This is a genomic window from Kitasatospora sp. NPDC059462, from assembly GCF_042749955.1.
Taxonomy (GTDB): domain Bacteria; phylum Actinomycetota; class Actinomycetes; order Streptomycetales; family Streptomycetaceae; genus Kitasatospora.
In genome coordinates this window covers 35,192-61,686 of sequence record NZ_JBHYUU010000017.1, presented here as the reverse complement: position 1 = coordinate 61,686, position 26,495 = coordinate 35,192, and the positions used below count along the sequence as shown (strand labels likewise).

Annotated in this window: 21 protein-coding genes; 6 read left to right on the top strand and 15 right to left on the bottom strand. The window is 74.4% G+C overall.

Annotation, left to right across the window (positions count from 1 at the left end; translation table 11 throughout):
- Positions 1 to 72: 72 nt before the first annotated feature.
- Positions 73 to 570 (bottom strand): transcriptional regulator NrdR, encoded by a 498-nt coding sequence (gene nrdR / locus ACFXAM_RS07620; protein ID WP_380288434.1) that lies wholly within the window; start codon positions 568 to 570, stop codon positions 73 to 75.
- 344 nt (positions 571 to 914) lie between these two features.
- On the opposite strand from nrdR, the gene lexA reads away from it, so the two are divergent.
- On the top strand, positions 915 to 1,796 hold the full coding sequence (gene lexA, locus ACFXAM_RS07615) for a transcriptional repressor LexA (RefSeq protein ID WP_380288432.1): 882 nt from the start codon (positions 915 to 917) through the stop codon (positions 1,794 to 1,796).
- A gap of 78 nt (positions 1,797 to 1,874) precedes the next feature.
- Here lexA and ACFXAM_RS07610 read toward each other — a convergent pair whose 3' ends face one another.
- Genes ACFXAM_RS07610 through ACFXAM_RS07590 form a run of 5 tightly spaced genes read right to left on the bottom strand, consistent with a single transcriptional unit; the run spans position 1,875 to position 9,661 of the window.
- Entirely contained in the window at positions 1,875 to 4,007 is a 2,133-nt protein-coding gene (locus ACFXAM_RS07610; protein ID WP_380288430.1) for an ATP-dependent DNA helicase, read from the bottom strand.
- 12 nt (positions 4,008 to 4,019) lie between these two features.
- Complete coding sequence (locus tag ACFXAM_RS07605) at positions 4,020 to 5,843, bottom strand: IucA/IucC family protein (RefSeq protein ID WP_380288428.1); 1,824 nt, start codon at positions 5,841 to 5,843, stop codon at positions 4,020 to 4,022.
- Positions 5,821 to 7,209, bottom strand: coding sequence for a lysine N(6)-hydroxylase/L-ornithine N(5)-oxygenase family protein (locus tag ACFXAM_RS07600; protein WP_380288426.1), 1,389 nt, complete (start codon positions 7,207 to 7,209; stop codon positions 5,821 to 5,823). The genes ACFXAM_RS07605 and ACFXAM_RS07600 overlap by 23 nt, the downstream gene beginning before the upstream one ends.
- A 14-nt stretch (positions 7,210 to 7,223) precedes the next feature.
- Complete coding sequence (locus ACFXAM_RS07595) at positions 7,224 to 7,925, bottom strand: GNAT family N-acetyltransferase (RefSeq protein ID WP_380288464.1); 702 nt, start codon at positions 7,923 to 7,925, stop codon at positions 7,224 to 7,226.
- Positions 7,817 to 9,661, bottom strand: coding sequence for an IucA/IucC family protein (locus ACFXAM_RS07590; protein ID WP_380288424.1), 1,845 nt, complete (start codon positions 9,659 to 9,661; stop codon positions 7,817 to 7,819). Before ACFXAM_RS07590 ends, ACFXAM_RS07595 begins: the two co-directional genes overlap by 109 nt.
- A gap of 328 nt (positions 9,662 to 9,989) precedes the next feature.
- Here ACFXAM_RS07590 and ACFXAM_RS07585 point away from each other — a divergent pair, with 328 nt between their 5' ends.
- On the top strand, positions 9,990 to 11,180 hold the full coding sequence (locus ACFXAM_RS07585; protein ID WP_380288422.1) for a trypsin-like serine peptidase: 1,191 nt from the start codon (positions 9,990 to 9,992) through the stop codon (positions 11,178 to 11,180).
- Between the two features lie 78 nt (positions 11,181 to 11,258).
- Here ACFXAM_RS07585 and hflX read toward each other — a convergent pair whose 3' ends face one another.
- The 5 genes from hflX to miaA form a co-directional block, all read right to left on the bottom strand.
- Positions 11,259 to 12,767 (bottom strand): GTPase HflX, encoded by a 1,509-nt coding sequence (gene hflX / locus ACFXAM_RS07580; protein WP_380288420.1) that lies wholly within the window; start codon positions 12,765 to 12,767, stop codon positions 11,259 to 11,261.
- Between the two features lie 152 nt (positions 12,768 to 12,919).
- Complete coding sequence (locus tag ACFXAM_RS07575) at positions 12,920 to 15,220, bottom strand: RelA/SpoT family protein (protein ID WP_380288418.1); 2,301 nt, start codon at positions 15,218 to 15,220, stop codon at positions 12,920 to 12,922.
- 253 nt (positions 15,221 to 15,473) lie between these two features.
- Positions 15,474 to 16,385 carry a diaminopimelate epimerase gene (dapF, locus tag ACFXAM_RS07570; protein ID WP_380288416.1) on the bottom strand — a complete coding sequence of 304 codons (912 nt, stop codon included), beginning with the start codon at positions 16,383 to 16,385 and terminating at the stop codon, positions 15,474 to 15,476.
- 71 nt (positions 16,386 to 16,456) lie between these two features.
- Positions 16,457 to 16,942: a hypothetical protein gene (locus ACFXAM_RS07565; RefSeq protein WP_380288414.1), complete on the bottom strand. Its 486-nt coding sequence runs from the start codon at positions 16,940 to 16,942 to the stop codon at positions 16,457 to 16,459.
- Between the two features lie 230 nt (positions 16,943 to 17,172).
- Complete coding sequence (gene miaA / locus ACFXAM_RS07560; RefSeq protein ID WP_380288412.1) at positions 17,173 to 18,132, bottom strand: tRNA (adenosine(37)-N6)-dimethylallyltransferase MiaA; 960 nt, start codon at positions 18,130 to 18,132, stop codon at positions 17,173 to 17,175.
- A 136-nt stretch (positions 18,133 to 18,268) separates the two neighbouring features.
- Between miaA and ACFXAM_RS07555 the strand changes: the two genes are divergently transcribed.
- Positions 18,269 to 18,526 (top strand): antitoxin, encoded by a 258-nt coding sequence (locus ACFXAM_RS07555; protein ID WP_380288410.1) that lies wholly within the window; start codon positions 18,269 to 18,271, stop codon positions 18,524 to 18,526.
- Between the two features lie 52 nt (positions 18,527 to 18,578).
- Here ACFXAM_RS07555 and ACFXAM_RS07550 read toward each other — a convergent pair whose 3' ends face one another.
- Positions 18,579 to 19,277 (bottom strand): class III extradiol dioxygenase subunit B-like domain-containing protein, encoded by a 699-nt coding sequence (locus ACFXAM_RS07550; RefSeq protein WP_380288408.1) that lies wholly within the window; start codon positions 19,275 to 19,277, stop codon positions 18,579 to 18,581.
- A gap of 95 nt (positions 19,278 to 19,372) precedes the next feature.
- Positions 19,373 to 20,875 carry a tRNA (N6-isopentenyl adenosine(37)-C2)-methylthiotransferase MiaB gene (gene miaB / locus ACFXAM_RS07545; protein ID WP_380288406.1) on the bottom strand — a complete coding sequence of 501 codons (1,503 nt, stop codon included), beginning with the start codon at positions 20,873 to 20,875 and terminating at the stop codon, positions 19,373 to 19,375.
- Between the two features lie 74 nt (positions 20,876 to 20,949).
- Between miaB and ACFXAM_RS07540 the strand changes: the two genes are divergently transcribed.
- Positions 20,950 to 21,957 (top strand): TAXI family TRAP transporter solute-binding subunit, encoded by a 1,008-nt coding sequence (locus tag ACFXAM_RS07540; RefSeq protein WP_380288404.1) that lies wholly within the window; start codon positions 20,950 to 20,952, stop codon positions 21,955 to 21,957.
- A 58-nt stretch (positions 21,958 to 22,015) separates the two neighbouring features.
- On the opposite strand, the gene ACFXAM_RS07535 is transcribed toward ACFXAM_RS07540, so the two are convergent.
- Both ACFXAM_RS07535 and ACFXAM_RS07530 read right to left on the bottom strand, forming a co-directional pair.
- A complete protein-coding gene (locus ACFXAM_RS07535; protein WP_380288402.1) occupies positions 22,016 to 23,428 on the bottom strand; it encodes a sensor histidine kinase in 1,413 nt (470 codons plus the stop codon).
- 6 nt (positions 23,429 to 23,434) lie between these two features.
- Positions 23,435 to 24,190, bottom strand: a complete 756-nt coding sequence (locus ACFXAM_RS07530; protein ID WP_380288400.1) for a response regulator transcription factor — start codon at positions 24,188 to 24,190, stop codon at positions 23,435 to 23,437.
- Between the two features lie 440 nt (positions 24,191 to 24,630).
- Between ACFXAM_RS07530 and ACFXAM_RS07525 the strand changes: the two genes are divergently transcribed.
- Together ACFXAM_RS07525 and ACFXAM_RS07520 are read left to right on the top strand one after the other, a co-directional pair.
- A complete protein-coding gene (locus ACFXAM_RS07525) occupies positions 24,631 to 25,404 on the top strand; it encodes an amino acid ABC transporter ATP-binding protein (protein WP_380288398.1) in 774 nt (257 codons plus the stop codon).
- Between the two features lie 129 nt (positions 25,405 to 25,533).
- Entirely contained in the window at positions 25,534 to 26,445 is a 912-nt protein-coding gene (locus tag ACFXAM_RS07520; RefSeq protein ID WP_380288396.1) for a glutamate ABC transporter substrate-binding protein, read from the top strand.
- The last annotated feature ends 50 nt before the right edge of the window (positions 26,446 to 26,495 follow it).

Sequence of the window (26,495 nt, the reverse complement as noted above, 5' to 3'; positions counted from 1 at the left end):
ACACGTCGGCCCTTGCGGGGGCCGGGGGGTGCTGCCGACCCCGGGAAGGGGCCGGTGAAGGGGCCGGGCCTGCTAGGGCGCGGCGGCGGCGACGGACACCGGAGTGCCGTCCGCCGCGGGGGCGGGCCGCTCGGCGCGGAGTTCCGCGATGGCGGCCTCGAAGTCTTCCAGTCCGTCGTACGCCTGGTAGACGCTGGCGAAGCGCAGGTAGGCGACGACGTCGAGTTCCTTCAGCGGGCCGAGTATGGCCAGCCCGACGTCATGGGTGGTGAGCTCGGCGTTGCCGGTGGCCCGCACGCACTCCTCGACCCGCTGGCCGAGCTGGGCGAGGGCGTCCTCGGTGACCGGGCGGCCCTGGCAGGCCTTGCGGACGCCGGAGATGACCTTCTCCCGGGAGAACGGCTCGGTGACGCCGCTGCGCTTGATGACCATCAGGGCGGCCGTCTCCACCGTGGTGAAGCGGCGGCCGCAGTCCGGGCACTGCCGACGACGGCGGATGCAGCTGCCGTCCTCGGTGGTCCGGCTGTCGACGACGCGGCTGTCGGAGTGCCGGCAGAAGGGGCAGTGCACCTGAGGATCCCTCCCTGGCAGGACGTGCGGACTGGTCGAGTCTATGCGATCCGGGGGCGCTGGTAGCAACCCGATCTTGAGGCCTCGACCACAAGTACTGGGCCACGGAGAGGACTGTAGCCACTACATCTAGGTCTGTGGCGGAAGTCGGCCCACGGGCGTGTCGGCGCGGACTAAGATTCCGGGGACGCCTTCGGATCGAACATTTAATCGATGTACAACAAAGCCTTGATCGAGTCAGCCAACTCCCGAATAATTCACTCGAACGTGTGTTTGGCGCAACCTTTCGATACGAGGTGCGTTGGGCTGGAAAAAGGAGAGGACAGCCGTCGAGAGGGGCCGCCGTGAACACCGTCGAAAGCAACACCATCCCGGTGCAGGAACACTCCCAGCTCAAGGTGGGGCAGCGCACCACGAATCAGCAGAGTGTGGACATCACCATGGACCGTAGCGAAGACCACCGCCTCCCGGGCCCGGGCCTCGCCGGCGTCGGCCGCGTTCCGGACCAGCCCATCGAACACTCCCCCGCGCTGGACGACGCCCACCCCGCCCCCGCCCGTTCGGCGCCCGGCCGCCCGCCCGGCATCCGCACCGACGAGGCCGGCCTCACCGAGCGCCAGCGCCGGGTGATCGAGGTCATCCGGGATTCCGTCCAGCGGCGCGGCTACCCGCCGTCCATGCGCGAGATCGGCCAGGCCGTCGGCCTGTCCAGCACCTCGTCGGTGGCCCACCAGCTGATGGCGCTGGAGCGCAAGGGCTTCCTCCGCCGGGACCCGCACCGCCCGCGCGCCTACGAGGTCCGCGGCGTCGAGGTGGCCCGGCCGAACACCGCCGAGACCGCCGGGCGCCCCTCCACCTCCTACGTGCCGCTGGTCGGCCGGATCGCCGCCGGCGGGCCGATCCTGGCCGAGCAGACGGTCGAGGACGTCTTCCCGCTGCCGCGCCAGCTGGTCGGCGAGGGCGAGCTGTTCGCGCTCACCGTGCGCGGCGACTCGATGATCGAGGCGGCCATCTGCGACGGCGACTGGGTCACCGTCCGCCGCCAGCCCGTCGCCGAGAACGGCGACATCGTGGCCGCGATGATCGACGGCGAGGCCACCGTCAAGCGCCTCAAGCGCGAGGACGGCCGGATCTGGCTGATGCCGCACAATCCGGCCTACGAGCCGATCAACGGCGACAACGCGACCATCCTGGGCAAGGTCGTGGCGGTGCTCCGCCGGCTCTGACCGCCGCCCCCGGCCCACCAGGCGCCCCCGGACGGGAAGGGGCTCCCCGCAGACCGCGCGGAGCCCCTCCGGCCCGTCTCAGCCCCGCTTCACCACCGGCCGCACCGGGGCCGCCGAGGCGTCGATCGCCGCGAGCGAGCGGCGCACCTGGTTGCGGTCCGTGGTGTACCAGAACTCCGGCATCGAGGAGCGGAAGAAGCCGCCGTACCGCTTGGTCTCCACCCGCGGATCGAGCACCGCCACCACGCCCCGGTCGTCCGCCGCGCGCACCAGCCGGCCCGCGCCCTGCGCCATCAGCAGCGCCGCGTGGGTGGCCGCGACGGCCATGAAGCCGTTCCCGCCGCGCTGTTCCACGTCCTTCTGCCGGGCGCTCATCAGCGGGTCGTCCGGACGCGGGAACGGGATCCGGTCCATCACCACCAGCTGGCACGCCGACCCGGGCACGTCCACGCCCTGCCAGAGCGACAGCGTGCCGAACAGGCAGGTGGTCGCGTCCGAGGCGAACTCACGGATCAGCTCGCCCAGGGTGTCCTCCCCCTGGAGCAGGATCCGGTGGTCCAGCCGCTCCCGCATCGCCTCGGCGGCCGTCTGGGCACCGCGCATCGAGGAGAACAGCCCGAGCGTGCGCCCGCCGGCCGCGCCGATCAGCTCGGCCAACTCGTCCAGCATGTCCGGCCGTTCGGGATCCCGCCCGGGGTCGGCCAGATGCCTGGCGACGTACAGGATGCCCTGCTTGGGGTACTTGAACGGCGAGCCGACGTCGATCCCCCGCCAGTGCGGCACCGGCTCGTCGCCGAAGCCCGCACCCGCCGCCTCCGGGTTGTCGCCCGCGGTGCGGACGTCCGGCAGCCGGGCCTCGGAGGGCAGGCCGACCGAGGCCGCCACGCCGTTGAAGTCCCCGCCGAGCTTGAGGGTGGCCGAGGTGAGCACCACCGAGCGTTCCTTGTACAGGCCCTCGCGCAGCAGCCCGGAGACGCTCAGCGGGGCGACCCGCAGCGAGGCGGTGCCCAGCCCGTAGCGGTCGCTGCGCTCGATCCAGACGACGTCGTACTCGGAGTCCTGGAGCAGCCGGTCGGCGGTCTCGTGCAGCGCCTCGGCGGAGGCCATCGCCTGCTTGCGCACGGCGTCCTCGTCGCTGAGCCCCTTGTCCCTGGTCTCGCCGAGCGAGGTGATCACCTGCCGGGCGGCGTCCCGGATCGCGGTGACGGCGTACCCGAGGTACTCGGGCAGCTCCTCGACCCGGCCGGGCTGGGCGGTCTCCATCAGGCCGTGGTAGTTCTCGGCGGCGGCCTGGAGCGCGTCCACGGCCTTCTCGTTGGCGAGCCGGGCGGCCCGCTTGACCGCGCGGTTCACCGCGCCGACGGTCAGCTCGGCGGTGGCCGCGCCGGTGACCCGGTTGACCAGCTCGTGGGCCTCGTCGATGATCAGCAGCCCGTGCTCGGGCAGCACCGGCGCGCCCTCGATCGCGTCGATCGCGAGCATCGCGTGGTTGGTGACCACCACGTCGGCGAGCTTGGCCCGCTCGCGCGCCTTCTCCGCGAAGCACTCCTGCCCGTACGCGCAGCGGGTGGCGCCCAGGCACTCCTTCGAGGTGACCGAGAGCTGGGCCCAGGCCCGGTCGGAGACGCCGGGGGTCATGTCGTCCCGGTCGCCGGTCTCGGTCTCGTCGGCCCAGTCGCGCAGCCGGAGCACCTCCTGGCCGAGCTTGCCGGCCGGCCCGCCCATCGCCTCGACCGGGTCGAACAGGCCCTCGCCCTCGTCGCTCGGGGTGCCCTCGTTGGCCCGGTGCAGGCACAGGTAGTTGGAGCGGCCCTTGAGCATCGCGAACAGCGGACGGCGCCGCAGCACCGGGTGGAGCGCCTCCACGGTGCGCGGCAAGTCCCGCTCGACGAGCTGGCGCTGGAGCGCCAGTGTGGCGGTCGCGACCACCACGCGGTCCCCGTGGGCGAGCGCCGGCACCAGGTAGGCGAGGGACTTTCCGGTGCCCGTGCCGGCCTGCACCAGCAGGTGCTCGTCGTGGTCGACGGCATCGGCGACGGCCTCGGCCATCCGGAGCTGGCCGGGGCGCTCGACGCCGCCGACGGCCGCGACCGCGGCGTGCAGCAGCTCGGGGACGCGGGCGCGGGGGACGGCCTCGACCGGGGCGTCCTCGGAACTCCCGGCCGGGTCGGCGTCCTCGGCGGGGAGCTGGGATTCGGAGTCGTTCGTCATGACCCTCCCACCCTACGGGGCGGGGGTGACAATCCGGTCCCGTTGTCCGGGCAACGGCGCCGCCCCGTCCTCGGCGAGCGGGTTGGGCACCGTGCCATGCCGGGCGGCGTGCGGGCGGTGCGGGCGGTCCCCGTAGCCGTCCAGCAGCAGCCGGTTGCGGTTCAGGCAGAGCCGGTCGATCCTCGGCCGGAACAGGTCGAACAGCGCGAACCGGTCACCGAGTTCCGGGAATCGCGCCTGGTGGCGCAGCACCTCGGCGCGCAGCAGCGCCCAGAACTCCGCCTCGGCCAGGCCGGTCCGCGCCTCCAGCAGCGGCGCCAGGTAGCGGAACACCCCGATGAAGAGCCCGGAGTGCAGGAACTGGCACAGGCCCTGCGGGTCCTCGCGCAGCAGCACCTCGTCCACCTCGGCGGGCAGGCCGCGCAGCTCCGGGAGGTCCTGGTCGCTGAGGTTGACGTCGTCGACGAAGTCCTTGACCGCCAGCCGGACCGGCACGTCCCGCTCGTCGAAGACGACGATGGCGTTCTCGCCGTGCGGGGAGAAGACCAGGCCGTACCGGTAGAGGAAGTGCAGCAGCGGCGGCAGCAGCGCGGCGAACAGCCGGGCGGTCCACGCGGCGGGGGCGAGCCCGGAGCGGGCGATCAGCTCGGCGGCGAGCGGCCGCCCGTCGCGGCCGGTCTGCAGCAGCGCCGCCAGGGTGCGGGCGCGTTCGCCGGGCGCCAGCGCGGGGCCGAGCGGCTCGCGCCAGATCGCGCCGAGCAGTTCCTTGTACTGGTACGGCGCCTCGGGCAGCTCGCGGTAGAGCGGGTGGTCGACGGTGACGGAGGCGATCTCGCCGAGCAGCACCACCCGGCACTCGTCGCGCAGGAACGGGTCGGCGTCGCGCAGCCCGTGGATCCAGGCGGTGACGGCGGGTGCGGCCCGGGTGCGCTCGGTGGGCAGGCCGCGCCAGACCAGGGTGTTGAGGATGGCGAGCGGCAGCTTGACGGTGCAGCGCTCCGGGCGGCTCTCGTTGAAGAACGAGCGGATCGACTGCTGGGGCAGCCGCAGGTCGCCGTCGGTGCCGAGCGGGACGATCTCGCCGGAGGCGATCCACGGCGCGAACAGCGGCAGCACGGTCTCGTCCCACTGCCAGGGGTGCACCGGCAGCAGCAGGTAGTCGTCGGCGGCGGCGCCGAGCGGGGCGCGCAGCGCGTCCGGGTCGTCGAGCTCGCGGCGGTACAGCGACGCGGGGTCGGCGAGGCCGGCCACGCCCCGGTACTCGGCGAGCCGGCGGTGGACGGCGATCCAGGGCAGTGGGCGCGGGGTGCGGGCCTCGGGGGCCCAGCGGGCGGCGTCCGCGGCGGAGAAGCCGATCCGGCCCTTGTTGGGGACGATCCACGGGTGGCCGCCCTGCCGGCCCTCCAGCTCGGTGTGGCCGAGGTCGGCGAGTTCGGCGGCGGTGAGCCCGGTGGCGAGCAGGTGGGCGTCGGCGGTCAGCGTGGCGGTGAGTTCGCGCAGCAGGTGGCCGGTGGTGTCGCCGCGCAGGCCGAGGGCGTGCCGGGCGTGGATGAGGAAGCGCAGCGGGTCGGGGCCGCCGGGCGCGTCGCAGCCGACGGAGCCGGGGTCGACGTGCCAGCTGTCGTAGGCGCCGCGCCGGGCGGTGAAGCGGTACTCGGCCCCGGGCAGCTTGAGCGCGTAGCCGTCGGGGCCGGTCCCGACGGGGGCGACGAGCTCCTCGTAGGCGAACTCGCCGAGCATCTTGGCCAGCAGTGCGCGGCCGGCCCGCTGCCAGGGCCCGGCGGTGAGCTGCGGCGGCAGGTACAGCGGCGGTTCAGCGGCCGGCGGTTGCGGCACGGGTCGGCTCCTGGGGTCGGGGGCGGGCGGGGACGGGAACGGGTGCGGCCGGCGGCGCGAAGCCGGTCCAGGCGGTGCGCTGCGGCAGCCGGTGGACGGTCCGCCCGGTGACGGCGTTGAGGATCACCGCGGCACGGTGCGCGCCGAGGCCCAGGTCGGGGGTGCCCACCCCGTGGGTGTGCAGCTCGCCGTTCTGGACGTACAGCCCGCCGGTGACCTCCGGCAGGGTGGCCACCCGGTGGTCCAGGCCGACCCGGTAGCGGCCCGCGGCGTCCCAGTCGACGAGGTGGGCGAGCGGTTCCAGGGCGGCCGGGCGGGCGGCCCGGTAGCCGGTGGCGAGCACCACGGCGTCGGTGCGCAGCACGTGACCGGTGCCGGAGTCGGTGTGCCGGCAGTCGAGTTCGAGCCCGCCGCAGGGCCCGGAGCGGGCGTCCGTGACGGCGGTGCCGGGGGTGATCTCGACCGGTGCCTCGCCGACCGCCCGGCCGACGGTGCGCGCGTAGAGGTGGTCGTGGATCTCGGCGAGGGTCTCGGCGGAGGCGGCCTTGTGCAGCTGCCACTGGGCCTCGACCAGGCCGTCGCGCACCGCCGCCGGCAGGCCGTGGAAGTACCGGGTGTAGTCGGGGGTGAAGTGCTCCAGGCCGAGTTTGGAGTACTCCATCGGGGCCAGCGCCCGGGTGCGGGTGAGCCAGCGCAGCCGCACGCCGTCGCCGTCGTGGCGGCGCAGCAGGTCGAGGAAGACCTCGGCGCCGGACTGCCCGCTGCCGACGACGGTGATGTCCCGGGCGCCGGCCAGGGCGGCGCGGCGGTCGAGGTAGTCGGCGGAGTGGAAGACCCGGGGGTGGCCGTCGAGGGCGGCGAAGGCGGCGGGCCGCACCGGCAGGGTGCCGACGCCGAGCACGACGTTGCGCGCCTCGACGGTGCGCACCCGCCCGCCCGCGCTCCCGCGCAGTTCGGCGTGGTACCGGTCGCCGGTCCAGTGCAGGGCGGTGACCTCGGTGCCGAAGCGGCAGTTGGCCAGCCGTTCGGCGGCCCAGCGGCAGTAGTGGTCGTACTCGTGGCGGGTGAGCTGGAACCGTTCGGTGAAGTAGAAGGGGAACAGCCGGTCCTGCTCGCGCAGGTGGTTGAGGAAGGACCACGGGCTTGTCGGGTCGACCAGGGAGACCAGGTCGGCGAGGAACGGCACCTGCATCCGGGCGCCGTCGACGAGCATCCCGGGGTGCCAGCGGAACTCCGGGCGCCGGTCGCAGAAGAGGGTGCGCAGGCCGGGGACGGGCTCGGCGAGCGCGGCGAGCGAGAGGTTGAACGGGCCGATGCCGACGCCGAGCAGGTCGTACGGCCCGGGCGGGGGTGCGGGGGTGTCCATGAGGCGGTGCAGTCCTAGGCGGGGTGCGGGGTGCGGTCGCGGACCATCAGGGCGGCCCGTTTGCCGGGCAGGTCGAGTTCGGCGGCGAGCCGGAAGCCGGCCCGGCGGAAGGCGTGGACGGAGCGCCGGTTGCGGACGTCGGGTTCGGCGACCACCCGGGTGCAGCGCGGCCGGTCCCGCAGCAGGCGGTCGGCGAGGGCGGCGAGCAGGGTGGCGCCGAGGCCCCGGCCGCGGCTGCCGGCGGGGCCGAGCAGCAGGTGGAGGCCGGTGTCGTGGGGCAGGGCCGGGTAGTGCGCGGCGAGCGGGTCGAGGTCGGCCCGGTAGACCTCCCAGTAGCTCATCGGGGTGCCGTCGAGCAGGCCGAGGCAGGGCAGGCTGTGCCCGTCGCCGTCGAGTTGGCCGCGCAGGTGCCGTTCGGTGACGACGGGCGGGCCGGCGAGTTCCCAGAAGGCGGCGACCTCGGGGTCGTTCATCCAGCCGGTGAGCAGGGCGAGGTCGGCGGGGAGCCGGACGCCGCGCAGCCGGAACTCCCCGGCGGGGGTGGGCATCGGGCCCCACCCTGCCGGGTCCCCGGCCGTGCCCGGCCGGGCCGTCGTGCCGGTGGCGCTCATGCGCCGGCCACCGGGTTGGGGATGTCGACGTACACGGACTGGGTGGCGACCGGCCCGACCAGTTCGTCCAGTCCGTGGATCCGGGTGAGCAGGTTGGCCTTGCAGGGCAGGGTCGGCGCGTCCAGCAGCAGGCCGGGCAGCGCGGAGCCGGTGGCGGTGGCGGCGGGCCCGGTGAGGAAGCGCCGGAGCGCGGCCAGTAGGACGGCCTCGTCGGCGAGTTGCTGGGAGCCGAGCGCGCCGACCAGTCCGAGCACGTGGTTGATGCCCAGGTAGTAGGCGAAGTGGTGGTCGATCACCGGGTCGTCGAGGAAGGTGTCGCTGTGCGCGCCGAGGCCGGGCAGCCGGGCGGCGAGCCGGTCGGCGGCGCTCCGCCGGTAGTAGTAGCCCTGGTTGTCGCGGTAGCGGCCGCCCTCCGGCCAGCCGGCGGCGTCCAGCAGCACCAGGCTGTTCTGCTGGTGGGCCTCCAGGGCGATGCCGCCCACGCCGTCCAGCCAGAGGACGGGCAGGACGACGGCGTCGAGGTAGCGCAGGAACCATTCGGCGGTCACCGTGGGCAGTGGGCGTCCGGTGCGGGCGGCGAGCCGGCGCAGCAGGTCGCCCAGCCGGGAGGGGACGGCGGCGTCCGTGCCGGCGCGGGCGGTGTGCGGACGTTCGGCGACCAGCCCGGCCACGCAGTAGGCGCGGTCCCCGGGGGCGAAGGGCTGAGCCCGCAGCACGGTGTCCAGGCCGCCGGGGTCCCCGAGGCCGGGGTGGTCGACGCCGATCCAGGCGGGGTCGCGGACGATGTCGAAGCCGGGGTGGACGGCCCGCCACTCGGCGCCGAGGCCGCTCTCCAGCAGCCGGTGCATCTCCAGGCCGCGGTGCAGTTCCTTGCGGAGGTTCTCCCGGCGGGAGTTGGTGATCCGCAGGCCGAGGGAGAGCTTGAGCATCCAGGGGGTGCCGGGCCGGTAGACGGTGCGCACCGAGGAGGTGGGGTACCAGGGGTCGCCGGCCGGGCCGAGGTCGTGCAGCCGGCCCTCGGCGAGCAGCGCCGCGACGGCGGGGCGGTGGGCGAGTTCACGGGCCTGCCAGGGGTGCAGCGGCAGGGCGGCGGTGCCGGGCGGCAGCAGGCCGGGGTCGTCGAGCAGCCGGGCGGTGATCCGCTCGGCGTCCTCGGCGACGGCGGAGCCGGCTGCGAGCAGCTCGCGGTCGACGGCCCACCAGTGCAGTTGGAAGGAGCCGTGCAGTTCGGGCGAGTAGGCGGCGCTCTGGGCGGGGCCGAGGCCGTCGCGGCTCTTCGGGGTGGGGTGCATCGGGTGGCCGAGCAGCAGGGACTGCTCGGCGGCGAGGAACTCCGAGCGCTCCGGTCCGCCGGGCACCGGGGCGGTGGCGGCGCGGTGGTGGGCGAGGATGTCGGCGGTGCGGACCACCGAGTCGGCGACCCGTGCGGCGAGGTCGGCGATCTGCCCGGGGTCGGGCCGGTCGGCGGCCGCGGCGGCGAGCAGGGCGGCGGCGGTGACGGCGTCCACCGGGGCGTCGTCGCCGAGGTCCCCGGCCCCGGCGGCCTCGCCGGCCGCGAGGGTGGCCGGGCCGAACCGGTGCCAGCCGGCCGGCGACCAGTGCCGGACCGGGGCGGAGAGCCGGGCGGCGCCGCCGAGGACGGCGATCCGCAGGTACCCGTCGGGGCCGGGGGTGGCGCCGGTCTCGCGGGCCCAGCAGCGCAGCAGGGCCTCCAGGGCGGCCTGTTCGGCGGCGACGGCCGGGTCCGGGTGGAGCAGCCGGTCGCAGGGGGCCGGGGCCGCGGTGGCGGCGGGGCGGCGGGCCGGGAGTCGGGGCGGGGCTCCGGTCAGGGCGGTGCTCAATGCTGCTCCTTGAGACGCGTGGAGTGCCGACGCGCAGGGGGTGGAGGGAACTGCCGGGCGCTCGCACCGTCGCGTCAGGTAAGGGTTACCTATCCCTGAGGGGTGATCACAAGGACCGCTCACTCGTCCGGGTGAAGATCGGTGATTGTTCCGCCCGGAAGGGAAGGCGGGCCGTTCGCCGCGCGACGGGCCGCCCCTGCGGATCACGGATCGGTGACCCCCGCGCGGCGGCGGAACCCGGGGGCCGCCCGGGGCCGTCCTGGTGGCCAGTGGCAGACTCCAGGACGGCGGTCCGCCGCCCACACCGAACTACCAGGGGGACAGCACCATGCCAGCGATCCACCGGTCAGCCGCGGCGGCGCTCCTCGCCGCGGGGACCCTGTTCGCCGTCACCGCCTGCGGCCCGGACGGGCCTTCGGGCGGGGGCACCGCCGCGCCACCGCCCTCCGGCGGCTCCGGCACGTCCGCCTCCGCCACCGCCGCGGGGGGCGGCAGTGGCGTGATCGGCGGCATCACCCTGCCCTCGGGCCTTCCGACCGGCCTGCTGGAGGGCCTGCCGAAGAGCTGGGACGACCTGACGAAGTGGAAGTTCGAGGACTGGGACAACTGGGCGTCCAAGCACGTCTTCAACAACCCGATCGTCAAGGACTTCTGGAACCCGGACAAGATGGGCGACTCCAAGCCGGCCGACCCGGCGCCGCCCACCGCCAAGCCCGCCGACGACGCCGGGGTCACCGATCCCGAGCCGCCGGTGGTGAAGGCCGTGACGGTTCCGCGCCCGTACACCAAGCAGCCCTCCGGCAAGGTCTTCTTCTCGGCCGAGGGCGGCCGCGGCAACTGCTCGGCCACCGTGATCCAGGACCCGGCGCACCCCGGGAAGAGCAACCTGGTCTGGACGGCCGGCCACTGCGTCCACCCGGGCAAGGGCGGCAACTACTTCAAGGACCTCGTCTTCGTCCCCGCCTACAACAACTCGGGCGCCTCCAGCGGCGGGAAGAAGGCCCCGCTGGCCGAGCTGGCGCCGCTCGGCACCTGGTGGGCCAAGGACGTGGTGACCTCGCCGCAGTGGCTGGTCGAGGGCGGCGGCACCGGGGACGCGGCGAACCAGTACGACTTCGCGATCATGCGGGTGAGCAACCAGAACGACACCGGCAAGTCGCTGGAGGAGACGGTCGGCGGCGCCGTCCCGGTCTGGTTCGACGCGCCGCGCGACAAGCTCGCCGTCACGGCGGTCGGCTACCCGCTGTACAAGCCGTTCGACGGCCAGGAGCTCTACAAGTGCGAGGGCGGGAAGCCGACCCGGCTCTCCTTCGACCCGAAGCGCCCGTCGATGCTCACCATAGGCTGCAACATGACCCAGGGCTCCAGCGGCGGCGGCTGGTTCGCGCCGATGCCGGACGGGAAGCTCGCGCTGGTCTCCAACACCTCGATCGGCACCCAGGAGCACACCTCCCTGAGCGGGCCCTACCTGGAGACGGTCGCCAAGCAGGCGCTGGACTGGATCGCGAAGAAGAAGTAGCCGGGCCGCCGGCAACGGGACGGGCCCCGGTTCCCCCTCACGGGAGGGAACCGGGGCCTGTTCGCGCGGTGCGGCGGCTCAGCCCTGCGGCGTCAGCGCCACCGCGAAGTGCTCCAGCTCTGCGGCCAGCTCGGCCGGCACCTTGGCGTGCAGCAGGGTGCCCTCGCCGGTGTGCTCGGCGGAGAGCAGCTCGCCCTCGGCGTGCACCCGGGACACCAGCGCGCCCTGGGTGTACGGCACGAGCGCGTGCACCTCGACGGCCGGGCGCGGCAGCTCGTCGTCGATGAGCTTGAGCAGCTCGTCGATGCCCTCGCCGGTGCGGGCCGACACCACGATGGCGTGCGGCTCGCGGCGCAGCAGGCGCTGCAGGACGTGCGGATCGGCCGCGTCGGCCTTGTTGATCACCACGATCTCCGGCACGTTCTGCGCGTCGACCGAGACGACCACCTCGCGTACGGCGGCCAGCTGCGTCTCCGGCTCGGGGTGCGAGCCGTCCACCACGTGCAGGATGAGATCGGCGTCGCCGACCTCCTCCATGGTGGAGCGGAACGCCTCGACCAGGTGGTGCGGCAGGTGCCGGACGAAGCCGACGGTGTCGGCCAGGGTGTAGACCCGGCCGCTCGGGGTCTGCGCCCGGCGCACGGTCGGGTCGAGGGTGGCGAACAGCGCGTTCTCCACCAGCACGCCCGCGCCGGTGAGCCGGTTGAGCAGGGAGGACTTCCCGGCGTTGGTGTAGCCGGCGATGGCCACCGACGGCACCTGGTGGCGCCGGCGCTCCTGGCGCTTGGTGTCGCGGCCCTTCTTCATGTCGGCGATCTCCTTGCGGAGCTTCGCCATCTTCTCGCGGATCCGGCGCCGGTCGGTCTCGATCTTGGTCTCACCGGGACCGCGGGTCGCCATGCCGCCGCCGGACGAGCCGGAGCCACCGCCACCCATCTGCCGGGAGAGCGACTGGCCCCAGCCGCGCAGGCGCGGCAGCATGTACTGCATCTGCGCGAGCGAGACCTGCGCCTTGCCCTCGCGGGACTTGGCGTGCTGGGCGAAGATGTCCAGGATCAGGGCCGTCCGGTCGACGACCTTGACCTTGACCACGTCCTCCAGGTGGATCAGCTGGCCGGGGGTGAGCTCACCGTCGCAGACCACGGTGTCCGCCCCGGTGGAGGCGACGATGTCGCGCAGCTCCTGCGCCTTGCCGGAGCCGATGTAGGTGGCCGCGTCGGGCTTGTCACGGCGCTGGATGACGCCGTCCAGCACCTCGGAGCCGGCCGTCTCGGCCAGTGCGGCGAGCTCGGCCATCGAGTTCTCCGCCTCCTCCAGCGTGCCGTCGGTCCAGACGCCGACGAGCACCACGCGCTCCAGGCGCAGCTGGCGGTACTCGACCTCGGTGACGTCCTGGAGTTCGGTGGAGAGGCCGGCGACACGACGCAGCGCGGCGCGCTCGCTGCGGTCGTACTGGTCGCCGTCGAAGTGGTGGCCGAGGTCCTCGTCGATGGCCGCGAGGTCCTCGTCCATGAGGGCTTCCGCCCGCAGACCGTCGAGGCGGCGCGGGGCGTCGGCGTGGTCGCGGGTGTCGAACGTGGAGGTCATTCTGTCCTTTGGCTGCTGGGAACGGGTGGCCTGTGCGCGACCGTACGGACGGTCGTGCCCGGAGTCTGCCCAGCTGCCGCCCCGTCTACCACTCGGGCGAGGTGTGAGCTACCCCTCGGGGCCGCGGTCCGGGCTGAGACTCCTCCGCCCGGTCAACGCCGCGGTCCGGCCGTGAATTCCCCATGATGGTCGCACGCCGGGCGGGCGCGGGTCATCCGCATTTCCTCCGGCCGTGCCGGGGCGTCCGCCGGGGCGTGCGGGGCACGGCCGGGGCCTCCGCCCGCGGGGGCGTGCGGGCGCTCCACGTCGTACACCCCGGAGACCCGCAGCATGGCCCGCAGCACGGCGGCCAGCGCGGCCGGGTCCGGCAGCTCGACGGTGTAGGTGTGCCGCACCCGCAGCTCCTGCGGCGGCTCCACCTCGGCCGCGACGATCCCGACGCCCTCCGCCGAGATGGCGGCCGTGAGGTCGGCCAGCAGCCGGGGCCGGTTCAGCGCCTCGGCCCGCAGGGTGGCCCGGTAGCCGTCCGCCGGGGCGCCGCCGGGACGCCAGCGGACCTCCAGGGCGCCGCGCCCGTCGGCCCGCATCCGCTCCCCCGCCGGACAGCCGGCCCGGTGCACGGCGACCGCGCCGCCGCGGATCGGGTAGCCGTCGATCTCGTCCGGCGGCACCGGGGTGCAGCAGCGGGCCAGCCGGACGGGCGCCCCGGGGCGGCCGGCCACGGTGACCGGGGCGGCGGGCCGGTCCCCGGCGACCGGGCGGCCGGGGGGCGCGGGCTGCCCGGCGGACGGTCCGGTGCGGACCACCGGACGGCGCGGCGGGTGGTCGCCCGGGTGGTCGGCCAGCCAGCGTTCGATGGCGAGCCGGGCGGCCGGGGTGCGGGCGTGCGCCAGCCACTCCGGTGCCGGACCGGCGGTCTCCTCGGTGAGGACGGCCACCCGGTCGCCGTCGTGGAGGACGGTGGAGAGCGCGGCGAGCCGGCCGTTCACCCGGGCCCCGATGCAGCGGTGGCCGGTCTGCTCGCCGAGCAGGTAGGCGGCGTCCACACAGGTGGCGCCGGCCCGGAGCTGAAGCGTTTCGCCGCGTTCGGTGACCACGGTGATCTCGCGGTCCCCGGCCAGGTCGGCGGTGAGCGCGGACCAGAAGGCGTCCGGGTCCGGGGTCTCCTGCTGCCACTCCAGCAGGCGGGAGAGCCAGCCTGGCCGGGCCGGGTCGGTGCGGTCCAGCTCGTCGCGGGGCTGGTCGCCGCCGGTCCCGGGCTGCCGGGGGTCGCCGAGCGCGACGACCCCGGTCTCGGCGACCTCGTGCATCCGCCGGGTGCGCACCAGCACCTCGACCACCTCGCCGCCGGCCAGCGCCACCGCGGTGTGCAGCGACTGGTAGAGGTTGAACTTCGGCGCGGCCACGAAGTCCTTGAACTCCCCCGGCAGCGGTGTCCAGCAGGTGTGCAGTTCGCCGAGCACCGCGTAGCAGTCGGCGTTCTCCTCCACCACCACCAGCAGCCGCCCGAAGTCGGCCGGCTGCGGCTCCTGCGGCCGGCCGTCCCGCCCGGGGGCGGCGTCCCGCTTGAGCAGCACCCGGTGCAGCGAGACGCAGTGCCGGGGGCGGACGGTGACCTCGGCGGCGATCCCGGCCTCGGCGAGCTGGCGGGCCAGGCTCCGGGCGAACGGCGCCAGCAGGGTGTCCGGGCCGGCCTCGTGCCGCCCGAGCAGGGCGCGGGTGCGGGCGTGCTCCTCGGGGTGCAGGGTGGCGAAGACGATGTCCTCCAGCTCCGCCTTGAGCACCTGGATGCCGAGCCGCTCGGCCAGCGGGATCAGCACGTCCCGGGTGACCTTGGCGATCCGCACCTGGCTGGCCGGCTTCATGTGCCGGATGGTGCGCATGTTGTGCAGCCGGTCGGCGAGCTTGATGACCATCACCCGGACGTCGTCCCCGGTGGCGACCAGCATCTTGCGGAAGGTCTCCGCCTCGGCCGCCGCACCGAAGTCGACCTTCTCCAGCTTCGTCACCCCGTCGACCAGGTAGGCGACTTCGGGACCGAACTCCTCGGCCACCTGCTCCAGCGTCAATTCGGTGTCCTCGACCGTGTCGTGGAGCAGCGAGGCGACCAATGTGGTCGTCCCGGCGCCGAGTTGGGCCAGGATCACGGTGACGGCCAGCGGATGGGTGATGTACGGCTCGCCGCTCTTGCGCTTCTGGCCGCGGTGGCTCGCCTCGGCCAGCCGGTAGGCGCGGCCGAGCAGGCCGAGATCGGCCTGCGGGTGGTGCCGGCGGTGGGCCTGGACCAGCGGTTCGAGGGCGTCCGGCACCGGCGGGCGGCCGGTGGCCAGCAGCGCGGCCCGCCCGGCGCGGCCGAGCGCGGCCCGGCCGAGCCCGCCGAGCGGGCGCCTGGGCCCGGCTTGCCGTGCGGACGTCGGCTGCCCCGCCAGGGGCTGACCGGCTTCGATGGTCATCGGCACCTCCGGCAGCAGTACCGGGGGCGTGGGCCGACCCGGTGGTCCATGCTACCGAGCAGAGCACGTTCCGCGAGGCCCCGCTTCCCGTCCGTCAGAGGTCTCACCCGAACGGGGGGATTCGATCCCGGACGAATTGGGCAAACGCGGTCCGGTTGTTGACCCGGCCCGCACGACCGGCCGCCCTCCCCCGGGTGACGGCGGGTCAGCGGGCCGGACGGCCCCACGGGCCGGACCGGGTCGGGCCTGGAGGTCAGGCCCTCCGGATCAGCGCCGACCAGACCGGGTCCAGCTCGCCGCCGGCCACGATGACCGCCGGGCCGGTCTTCTCCACCCGGCCGTCCGGGTACTCGGTGATCGTCAGCCGGCCGCCCAGCACGTCCACCGTGTACGTCACCGCCTCGCCGGTGACCGCCGGGTCCACGCCGTCGCGGCGGGCGGCGGCCACCGCGACGGCGCACGCGCCGGTGCCGCAGGAGCGGGTCTCGCCGGAGCCGCGCTCGTGCACCCGCATCGCGACGTGCCGCGGGCCCCGGTCCACCACGAACTCGACGTTGACGCCCTCCGGGTAGACGCCCCCGGGGCTCACCGGCGGCGCGGTCCGCAGGTCCCCGGCGTGGTCCAGGCTCTCGACGAACGCGACCGCGTGCGGATTGCCCATGTTGACGTTCAGGGCCGGCCAGCTGCGTCCGCCGACCGACACCTCGATCCCGTCCGGACCGGGCAGCAGTGCCCGCCCCATGTCGACGGTGATCTCGCCGGGCGTGCCGTCCTCGGCGGTCTCGGCGACCCGCACGGTGCGCAGCCCGGCCCGGGTGGCCACCGGCAGCTCGCCCGGCTTCGCCAGCCCGGCGTCCACCAGGTAGCGGGCGAAGACCCGGACGCCGTTGCCGCACATCTCGCCGATCGAGCCGTCGGAGTTGCGGTAGTCCATGAACCACTCGGCGCGGTCGGCCTGGTCGGCCGCCACCGGGTCGGCGGCGGAGCGCACCACGCGCAGCAGCCCGTCGCCGCCGATGCCCGCGCGGCGGTCGCACAGCGCGGCCACGGCCTCGGGGCCGATGGCCAGCCGGCCGTCCGGGTCGGGGACGATCACGAAGTCGTTCTGGGTGCCGTGCCCCTTGAGGAAGGGGAGGCCGGCGGGCTGCGCGGAGGATGCGGTCACCCTCCCGATGGTACCGAGGAGAACCGGATCGGCGCCGTCCGGTTCCGCTCCGCGGACCGGAACCGCCGCGCTCAGCCGCCGGAGAGCCGGACCACCCGGTACAGGGCGAGCGCACAGGCGGCCAGCACGATCAGCGTGTAGATCACGATCGCCTTCCACCCGGCCCGCTCGCCGGTGCCGCGGCGCGGCAGGCCGGGCCACTTGTACCCCGCGTGGCGGGCCGCCATCGCGCCCCAGCCGAGCGAGGCCGCGGTGAGCAGCAGGCCGAGCATCCCGATCATCGCCGACCCGGCCCCGGCCGAACCGAAGGCCAGCGGGAAGGCGAACATCAGCGAGCCGGCGGTGGCCAGCAGGGCGATCGGCAGGGTCTGCCACCAGCGGAGCCGGCGGCGCGGCCGGATCTCCCGCTCGTGCACCGCGCCGGCGGGGGCGCGGGTGTCCAGGGCCGGCAGCGCGACCGCGTAGGAGGTGGGCGCGTCCAGGCCGGGCAGCACCGGCAGGTCGGGCAGCGTCGAGGCGTCGAGGCCGCCGGTTTCGGGGCCGGTACCCGTGGACACGCGGCCTCCCCTGACAGTTCGACACGAGTGCGCGACTCGCGGCCGGACACGGCCGGCCCGCCCGGGCCGACCCTTACTGACATCGATGATGGCATGTCCAGAGTGGCGTTCCGGGCCTGACCGGGGCCGACGGGTGATCCGTGGCCATCACGTGATCCGGCCGTGACCGCCAAGCCGTCCTGCACGCCCGTCTGCGCGCGCAACTGCACCGCCGGATGGCCGGAAAGCGCCTACCGGACGGCGGATTCCTGACGGTCGATCAGCTCCAGCGAGCGGTCCAGCAGCTCCACCGGGTCGGTTCCGGCCGGCCGCGCCAGCCAGTGGATCCGGTCGTCGCGGCGGAACCAGGACTCCTGCCGGCGGGCGAACCGCTTGGTCGCGCGGACCGTCTCGGCGCGCGCCTCGTCCTCCGTGCACCCGCCCGCGAAGTGGTCCAGCACCTGCTGGTAGCCGAGCGCCCGGGAGGCCGTCCGCCCCTCGCGCAGTCCGGCCTCCTCCAGCTCCCGCACCTCCTCCAGCAGCCCGGCCCGCCACATCCGGTCGACCCGCAGGGTGATCCGCTCGTCCAGCTCGGGGCGCGGCACGGCGACGCCGATCTGCACCGCGTCGTACACGGCGGTGTTGCTCGGCAGGTTGGCGGTGAACGGCTGCCCGGTGATCTCGATGACCTCCAGCGCCCGGACGATCCGCCGCCCGTTGCTCGTCAGGATCGCCGCGGCCGCGGCCGGGTCCAGCTCGGCCAGCCGCCGGTGCAGCGCGTACGGGCCGGACTGCTCCAGCTCCGCCTCCAGCCGGGCGCGGACCGCCGGGTCGGTGCCCGGGAACTCCATCTCGTCGATCGCCGCCCGGACGTACAGGCCGGAGCCGCCGACCAGGACGGGGGTGCGGCCGGCCGCGAGCAGCCGGTCCGTCTCGGCCCGGGCCAGCCGCTGGTACTCGGCGACGCTGGCGGCCTCGGTGACGTCCCAGATGTCCAGCAGGTGGTGCGGGACGCCGCCGCGCTCCTCCTCGGTGAGCTTGGCCGTGCCGATGTCCATGCCGCGGTAGAGCTGCATCGAGTCGGTGTTGATCACCTCGCCGCCGAGGGCGCGGGCCAGGGCGACGGCCAGGTCGGACTTCCCGGCGGCGGTCGCGCCGACGACCGAGACGACGCGGGGACGGGCGGACGGGGCGGTGGTGGGGCTGCTCACCGGTCAAGTCTGCCAGGGAACGCCGGCCCGCCGTCGGCCCGGCCGGTTGCACCCGTTTTCGACCGGCCCGTCCCGTTGCGAACGGTTCCGCCCCGGCGGACGTTGTGAGGGGGACAGAGAGGAAGGGTGAGGCGTCATGGGTCTGATGGACAACCTCAAGGGCAAGGCCGAGGAGCTCAAGGACAAGGCCAGCGAGTTCACCGGCAAGCACAGCGAGCAGATCGGGAACGCGGTGGAGAAGGCCGGCGGCGCGATCGACAAGGCCACCAAGGGCAAGTACACCGAGAAGATCGAGCACGGCACCAGCAAGGCCAAGGGCGCCGTGGACGACTTCGCCCACAAGCCCGGCGGTCCCGGCACCCCGGCGGACGGCGCCCCGGGCCCGAGCGCCTGACCCGTTCGGCGGTGCCGCCGGCCGGGCCCCGGGCGACCGGGGTCCGGCGGGCTCAGCCCCAGGAGGCGACCAGGTACCCCACGCCGTACGGCGCGTCCTGGTAGCCCAGCCGCGCGGTGAGGCCGGCGCCCTCGGCGGCGCCGGCCAGCACCTGCCAGGGCGCCCGGCCCTCGGCCTTCAGCTCGGCGGCCAGACCCGCGTCCAGGGCGGCCAGCGCGGCGGTGTCCGCCGAGCCCAGCGCCCGGGCGATCCCGGCGTCGAAGCCCTCGGCGCGCTCGTCCAGGTAGCCGGGCGCCTTCAGCGAGCGGCAGGCGCTGCCGTCCCCCATCACCAGCAGCCCGACCCGGTCGGCCAGCCCGGCCAGGCCCCGGCCCAGCCCGAGCATCCGGTCGGCGGGCGCGTCGGCGGGCACCGCGCAGGCGTGCGTCGGCAGGGTCACCCCGGCCCGCCCGAGCAGCCAGGCGCCGACGGTCAGCGAGGGCGCCAGCTCCGGCCCCTCGGCCCGGCCGCCCGGCAGCGCGGCCACCAGCGGCACGCCGTACCGGTGGAACGAACCGGCGCCGCCCTCGGTCCACACCTCGGCCCCGGCCCCGGTGCCGACCACCACCAGCAGCTCCGGCGCGGCCGCGAGCACCACCCCGAGCGCCTCGTCGCAGGCCGCGCGCAGCGGCTCCAGCTCGGCCGCCGCCCCGGCGGCGACCTCCGGGACGAGCAGCGGCGGACAGGGGCAGACGGCGGCGGCAACCAGCATGTGGATCACTCTAGCCAAGAACGCCGGACGGCCCGGCAGGACCGGAAGGTCCCGCCGGGCCGCACCCGCGCCACGGCGCGGTCGGTCGGTCGGGGTCAGTCCCCGCAGCAGGCGCCGCCGGCCGGGGCGGCGAGCGGGAGGGCCGCCGGGGCGCCGATCGACGGCAGGCCCAGCATCACGCCGGCCGGCTTGGCGGCGGGCACGGCCCGGCGCTTCTCCCAGGCGTCGCCGGCCCGGGTGCGGCGCACCGCGAGCGCCGGGCCCTCGGCCAGCAGGTGGTGCGGGGCGGCGTAGGTGATCTCCACGGTGACCATGTCGCCCGGGCGGACCGGCTCGGCGGGCCGGGTGAAGTGCACCAGCCGGTTGTCGGGGGCGCGCCCGGAGAGCCGGTCGGTCCGGTCGTCCTTCTTGCCCTCGCCCTCGGCGACCAGGATCTCCAGGGTGCGGCCGACCTGCTTCTTGTTCTCCTCCCAGGAGATCTCCTCCTGGAGGGCGATCAGCCGGTCGTAGCGGGCCTGGACGACCGCCTTCGGGACCTGGCCGTCCATCTCGGCGGCCGGGGTGCCCGGGCGCTTGGAGTACTGGAAGGTGAAGGCGTTGGTGAAGCGGGCCTCGCGGACGACCTTCATGGTCTCCTCGAAGTCCTCCTCGGTCTCGCCGGGGAAGCCCACGATGATGTCGGTGGAGATGGCCGCGTCCGGCATCGCCTCGCGCACCTTGCGGATGATGCCGAGGAAACGCTCCTGCCGGTAGGAGCGGCGCATCGCCTTGAGGACGGTGTCGGAGCCGGACTGCAGCGGCATGTGCAGCTGGTGCATCACGTTCGGGGTCTCGGCCATCGCGGCGATCACGTCGTCGGTGAAGTCGCGCGGGTGCGGCGAGGTGAAGCGGATCCGCTCCAGGCCCTCGATCTGCCCGGCGGCGCGCAGCAGCTTGGAGAACGCCTCGCGGTCGCCCAGGTCGGAGCCGTAGGCGTTGACGTTCTGGCCGAGCAGGGTGACCTCGATGACGCCCTCGTCGACCAGCGCCTCGATCTCGGCGAGGACGTCGCCGGGGCGGCGGTCCTCCTCCTTGCCGCGCAGCGCGGGGACGATGCAGAACGTACAGGTGTTGTTGCAGCCGACCGAGATCGCGACCCAGGCGGCGTAGGCGGACTCGCGGCGGGTGGGCAGCGTGGAGGGGAAGGTCTCCAGCGACTCCAGGATCTCGACCTGCGCCTTGCGCTCGACCGCGGCCCGCTCCAGCAGGGCCGGCAGGTGGCCGATGTTGTGGGTGCCGAACACCACGTCGACCCAGGGGGCCTTGCGGACGATGGTGTCGCGGTCCTTCTGCGCCAGGCAGCCGCCGACGGCGATCTGCATGCCCCGGTGCCGGCTCTTGACCGGCGCCAGCTGCCCGAGGTTGCCGTACAGCTTGTTGTCGGCGTTCTCCCGCACCGCGCAGGTGTTGAACACCACCAGGTCGGGGTCGCCGTCCTTCCCCGCCTTGACGTACCCCGCGTCCTCCAGCAGCCCGGAGAGCCGCTCGGAGTCGTGGACGTTCATCTGGCAGCCGTACGTGACGACCTTGTAGCTCTTCGATCCGCTGTCACCGCTCACCCGACCAGGGTACGGGCAGCCGTGGAGCAAGTTTCCCCTCCCGTTCTCCCCGGGCGCCTGGCACTATCCCTTCCATGGCCCCCCGTACCCCCTCCCGTCTCCGCGCCGCGGCCCGCCGGCCGCTGTGGCGGATCGTGCTGGCCCTGGTGCTGGTGCTCACGGGGCTCGGCGGCTGGTGGCTGTCGGAGACCGGCTCGACCGGCCACCCGCGCGGCGAGACCAGGCTGGCCACCGGCGTCAAGCAGGGGGTGTACGACCGGTACGGGCAGCTGCTGGATGCCCACCTCGCCCGGGCGATGCCGGGGGTGCGGCTGGAGCTGGACAACTCCGAGGGCTCGATCGACAACCTGGGCCGGGTCACCTCCGGCCGGGACGACTTCGCGATCGCCACCGCCGACTCGGTGGCCCAGTACACCGGCCCCGGCCGGGAGAAGCTGCGGGCCATCGCCCGGCTCTACGACGACTACCTGCAGCTGATCGTGCCGGCCGACTCTCCCGTGCAACGCGCCGCCGACCTCAAGGGCCTGCGGGTCGGCGTCGGCCAGTCGCTCTCCGGCGTGAACCTGGTGACCCGGCGGCTGCTGGCGGCGGCCGAGCTGGACCCGGACCGCGACATCAAGCCGGCCTTCCTGGGCATCGGCGACGCGGCGAACGGGCTGCGGACCGGGCAGCTGGACGCGTTCTTCTGGTCCGGCGGCCTGCCGACCAGCGCGCTCACCGAGCTGTCCGAACACGTCCGGATCCGGATCGTGCCGCTGGGCGACCTCGCCGAGGCGGTCCACCTGGTGGAGGGCGGCGGGACGGACGCCTACCGGGCGGCCACCATGCCGAAGGGCACCTACCCCAACGCCGAGCCCAAGGACGCGGTCGCCACCGTGGCCGTGCCCAATCTGCTGATCACCCGGGCCGACGTGGACGACGACCTGGTCCAGGGCATGACCCGGGCGGTGATCGACAGCCGTGACCAGATCGGCGCCCAGGTGCACGCCGCCCAGCTGGTCGACCTGCGCACCGCCGTCTACACCGACCCGCTGCCGCTCCACGAGGGCGCGGCCCGCTACTACCGCTCGGTGAAGCCCTAGCCAGGCCCTCCCGTTCGGCCGCGCCCCGCGCTACGTGCGGCCGGGCCGGGGCACCGCGCTACGTGCGGCCGGGCCGGGGCACCGCGAGGGTGACGGCGAGGCCGGAGGGGGTGGCGGTGCCGAAGGTGAGCGAGCCGCCGGCCGCCTGGAGCAGGGTGCGGGCGATCGACAGGCCGAGGCCCGAGCCGTCCACGTTCTGGTGGCGGGCACTGCGCCAGAAGCGGTCGCCGGCCCGGGCCAGCTCCTCCTCGGTGAGGCCGGGCCCCTGGTCGGAGACAGTCACCGCGACCTCCTCGCGCCGAACCGCCACCAGCACCCGCACCCGGCTCCCCGCGGGCCCGAACTTCAGCGCGTTGTCGAGCACCGCGTCCAGCGCGCTGCCGAAGCCGATCGGGTCGGCCAGGCCGAGCGCCAGCACCGGGCCCTCCCGGACCAGCTCGATCCCGCGCTGCCCGGCCAGCGGCCGCCAGGCGTCCACCCGCTCCAGGGTGAGCACGGCCAGGTCGGTGGGCTCGGGTTCGGGCCGGGCATGCTCGGCGGTGGCCAGCCCGAGCAGGTCGTCCAGCACCCGGGCCAGCCGGACGCCCTCCTCGCGGACCCCGCCGAGCTCCTCCTCGTGCCCCTCCGGCAGCTCCAGGCCCAGCACCTCGACCCGCAGCAGCAGCGCCGCCAGCGGGTTGCGCAGCTGGTGCGAGGCGTCGGCGACGAAGGCCTTCTGCTGGTCCAGGGCGAGCACCACGTGGTCGGCCATCTCGTTGAACGAGCGGGCCAGCCGCTGCAGCTCGGGCGGCCCGCCACCGGGCGCCACCCGGGCGTTCATCCGGCCGGTGGCGATGTCGTGGGTGGCCCGGTCCAGGGTGCGCACCGGGCGCAGCACCCATTCGGTGAGCCGGGCGGCGAGCAGCACCGCGACGATCATCGCGGCGGCCTCGCCGGCCCCGATCACCAGCCAGCTGCGCACCACCCGGGCGCGCAGCGCGCCGGTCGGGGACTCGCTGAGCACCACGGCGACCACGTCGCCGTCGCGGACCACCGGGGTGGCGACGGTGAGCGTGCGGTCCGGGGTCCACGGCCAGACCTGCGGCGGGTTGTGGCTGCGCCGGCCGTCCAGCGCCTCCTGGAAGGCCTGCTCGCCCCAGCCCTCGGTGGGCACCCGCCAGTCGGCCGGGGCCACCGCGATCGGCATGCCGTCGCGCTGGAAGATGCCGATCCGCACCCCGTAGAGCTCGTGGTAGCGCGCCACCTCGGCGTCCAGCGCGTGCCGGCGGCTGAGGTCGCCCTTGAGCGCCGACTCCAGGCCGGAGAGGCCGGAGGTCGGCAGGTCCTGGGCGAACCGGGCGGCGTCGTCGAGCCGGTCGACGACCACCCGGCTCTGCTCGGCGGCCGCGAACGCCGCCGCGAGCGGCAGTCCGAGCGCGGCGAGCACGCAGAGCATCAGCGCGAGCAGGATGCCGAGCAGGCGGGTGCGCACGTGCGGTCAGCGCTCCGCGCGGGCCGGGGGCGCGGTGTCGGCGGCGGGGGCCGGGCACTCGGGTATCAGCCGGTAGCCGACGCCCCGGACGGCCTCGACCAGGCCGGGCAGGGCGAGTTTGGTGCGCAGCGAGCCGATGTGCACCTCCAGGGTGCGGCCGTTGCCCTCCCAGCCGCTGCGCCAGACCTCGCTGAAGATCTGCTCGCGACGGTAGACCACGCCGGGGCTCTGGGCGAGCAGCGCCAGCAGGTCGAACTCCTTGCGGGTGAGCGGCACGTCCCGGCCGTCGACGCTGACCCGGCGGCGTTCGCGGTCGATCGTGATGCCGCGCGACTCCAGCGGGCCGCGCTGCTGCGGGACGGCGTCCGGGGCGGGCACGGCGACGGCGGCGGGCGCGGCGCCGCGGCGGGCCACCGCGTGGATCCGGGCGAGCAGTTCGCCCATGTCGTAGGGCTTGGTCACGTAGTCGTCGGCGCCGAGGTTGAGGCCGTGGATCCGGGAGCGTATGTCGGCGCGGGCGGTCACCATGATCACCGGCACGCCGCTGCCGGCCCGGATCCGGCTGCAGACCTCGAAGCCGTCCCGGTCGGGCAGGCCGAGGTCGAGCAGGACCACCCGGTAGGGCTCGTTGCCGTCCGGCACCAGGGCGTCCAGCGCCTCGTGGCCGCTGCGGGCGTGCCGGACCTGGAAACCGTGCCGGCCCAGGACCGCGACCAGCGCGGCGGCCACGCGTTCGTCGTCCTCGACGAGCAGCAGTCGCATGTGTCTCCTCCTCTCCCGGACGGTGCTCCGGGGGTCTCGCCCGCGGCCCCTGCCGCGGCCGTCGTGCGATCGTGACGGCTCCCCCTGCCGGGCAGGTCCCGGTTCTGCGCAGTATGGGCCAGGGACGGCCCGGACGCCAGGCTCGGCCGGCGGCGGCGGTGGGGCCGGCGGGCCCCGCCGGGGCTCCGCGATCACGCCCGCCGCGGCGCCGGACGCTGCCACTGTGCCCGGATCGGGGCCCGGTGAACAGCGGCCGCCGACCGTGTGACGGGATCGTGATCCTCAAGTTCCGCTCAGATCGGCTGACGTGGCACCGTCAGGCCTCCTATGGTCACCCCACCGAGGGCCGTGACTCCGCCGGTTGCGGCCCTCGGATTTCTACCACCATTGCCGCCCAAGGGAGTTCATCCCCTGCGGGCCGACCCGAGGGAGCCGGCGCGATGACCACGAGCCTCGACAAGGACTCCCCTGCCGGCGCCGCCCCGCTGGTGGTCCTGAGCAACGTGAACAAGCACTTCGGCGCGCTGCACGTGCTCCAGGACATCGACCTGGAGATCCGGCAGGGCGAGGTGGTCGTGCTGATCGGCCCGTCCGGCTCCGGCAAGTCCACGCTGTGCCGCACGATCAACCGGCTGGAGACCGTCGACTCCGGAACGATCACCATCGACGGCCGCCCGCTGCCCGCCGAGGGCCGCGAGCTGGCCCGGCTGCGGGCCGAGGTCGGCATGGTCTTCCAGAGCTTCAACCTGTTCGCCCACAAGACCGTGCTGGAGAACGTGGTCCTCGGCCAGGTCAAGGTCCGCGGCATCGCCCGGGACAAGGCCGCGGCGACCGCCCGGCAGCTGCTGGATCGGGTCGGCGTCGGCGCCCAGGCCGACAAGTACCCCGCCCAGCTGTCCGGCGGCCAGCAGCAGCGGGTCGCGATCGCCCGGGCGCTGGCGATGAACCCGAAGGTGATGCTCTTCGACGAGCCCACCTCGGCGCTCGACCCCGAGATGATCAACGAGGTGCTGGAGGTCATGCGCCAGCTGGCCGCCGACGGCATGACGATGGTCGTCGTCACCCACGAGATGGGCTTCGCCCGCTCCGCCGCCAACCGGGTGCTGTTCATGGCCGACGGCCGGATCGTCGAGCAGAACACCCCCGAGGCCTTCTTCACCGCGCCGCGCTCCGAGCGCGCCAAGGACTTCCTCTCCAAGATCCTGCACCACTGATCCCCCCCGGGGCCGGATCCCGGCCGACGGCGGCAAGGGCGCCGCCGCGCGCCCGCCCGCCCGCTCGTCCGCCAGACCTTCCCTTCGCCAGAGCCCGGTTGACCCGCGGCCCAGCCCGAGGAGACCCTCATGAGGACCCGTCGCACCCTTGCCGTCGCGCTCTGTGCCGTCGCGCTCACCGCCACCGCCGCCTGCGGCAAGGACGGCACCCCCGGAGCCGCCTCCGGCACCGGCACCGGCGGCAGCGCCGCCCCGGCCCTGCCCACCTACACCGTGAAGACCGACGTCAAGGTGGACTCGGCGGTGCTGGCCGCCGCCAAGCAGCGCGGCCAGCTGATCATCGGCGCCAAGGCCGACCAGCCCTTCCTCGGCTTCGAGGACCTCGCCAGCGGCGACCGCAGCGGCTTCGACATCGAGATCGCCAAGATGGTCGCCGCCGACCTCGGCTTCACCCCGCAGCAGATCAAGTGGCAGACGCTGGTCTCCTCGCAGCGCGAGCCGGCCATCTCCAAGGGCCAGATCGACTTCTACGTCGGCACCTACAGCATCAACGACGAGCGCAAGAAGACCGTCTCCTTCGCCGGCCCGTACTACATCGCCGGCCAGGACCTGCTGGTCAAGGCCGACAACACCACGATCACCGGCCCGGACTCCCTCAACGGCAAGAACGTCTGCACCGCCACCGGCTCGACCTCGATCAAGAACATCGAGAAGTACTCGCCGAAGATCACCCAGTTCGACACCTACTCGGCCTGCGTCGAGAAGCTGATGTCGGGCGAGGTCGACGCGGTCACCACCGACGACGCCATCCTCAAGGGCTACGCCTCCAAGTACGCGCCCAAGCTCAAGGTGATCGGCCAGCCCTTCACCAAGGAGAACTACGGCGTCGGCCTGAACAAGGACGACAAGGCGCTGCGCGACGCGATCAACGACGCGATCAAGGCCCACCAGGACAACGGCGACTGGAAGAAGGCCTACGACGCCACCCTCGGCCTCTCCGGCTCCACCGCGCCGCAGCCGCCGGCCCTCGACCGCTACTGATCCGCCCGCTCCCGGGTCGACGGACCCCTGGGACCAACCCCTGAGAGGAG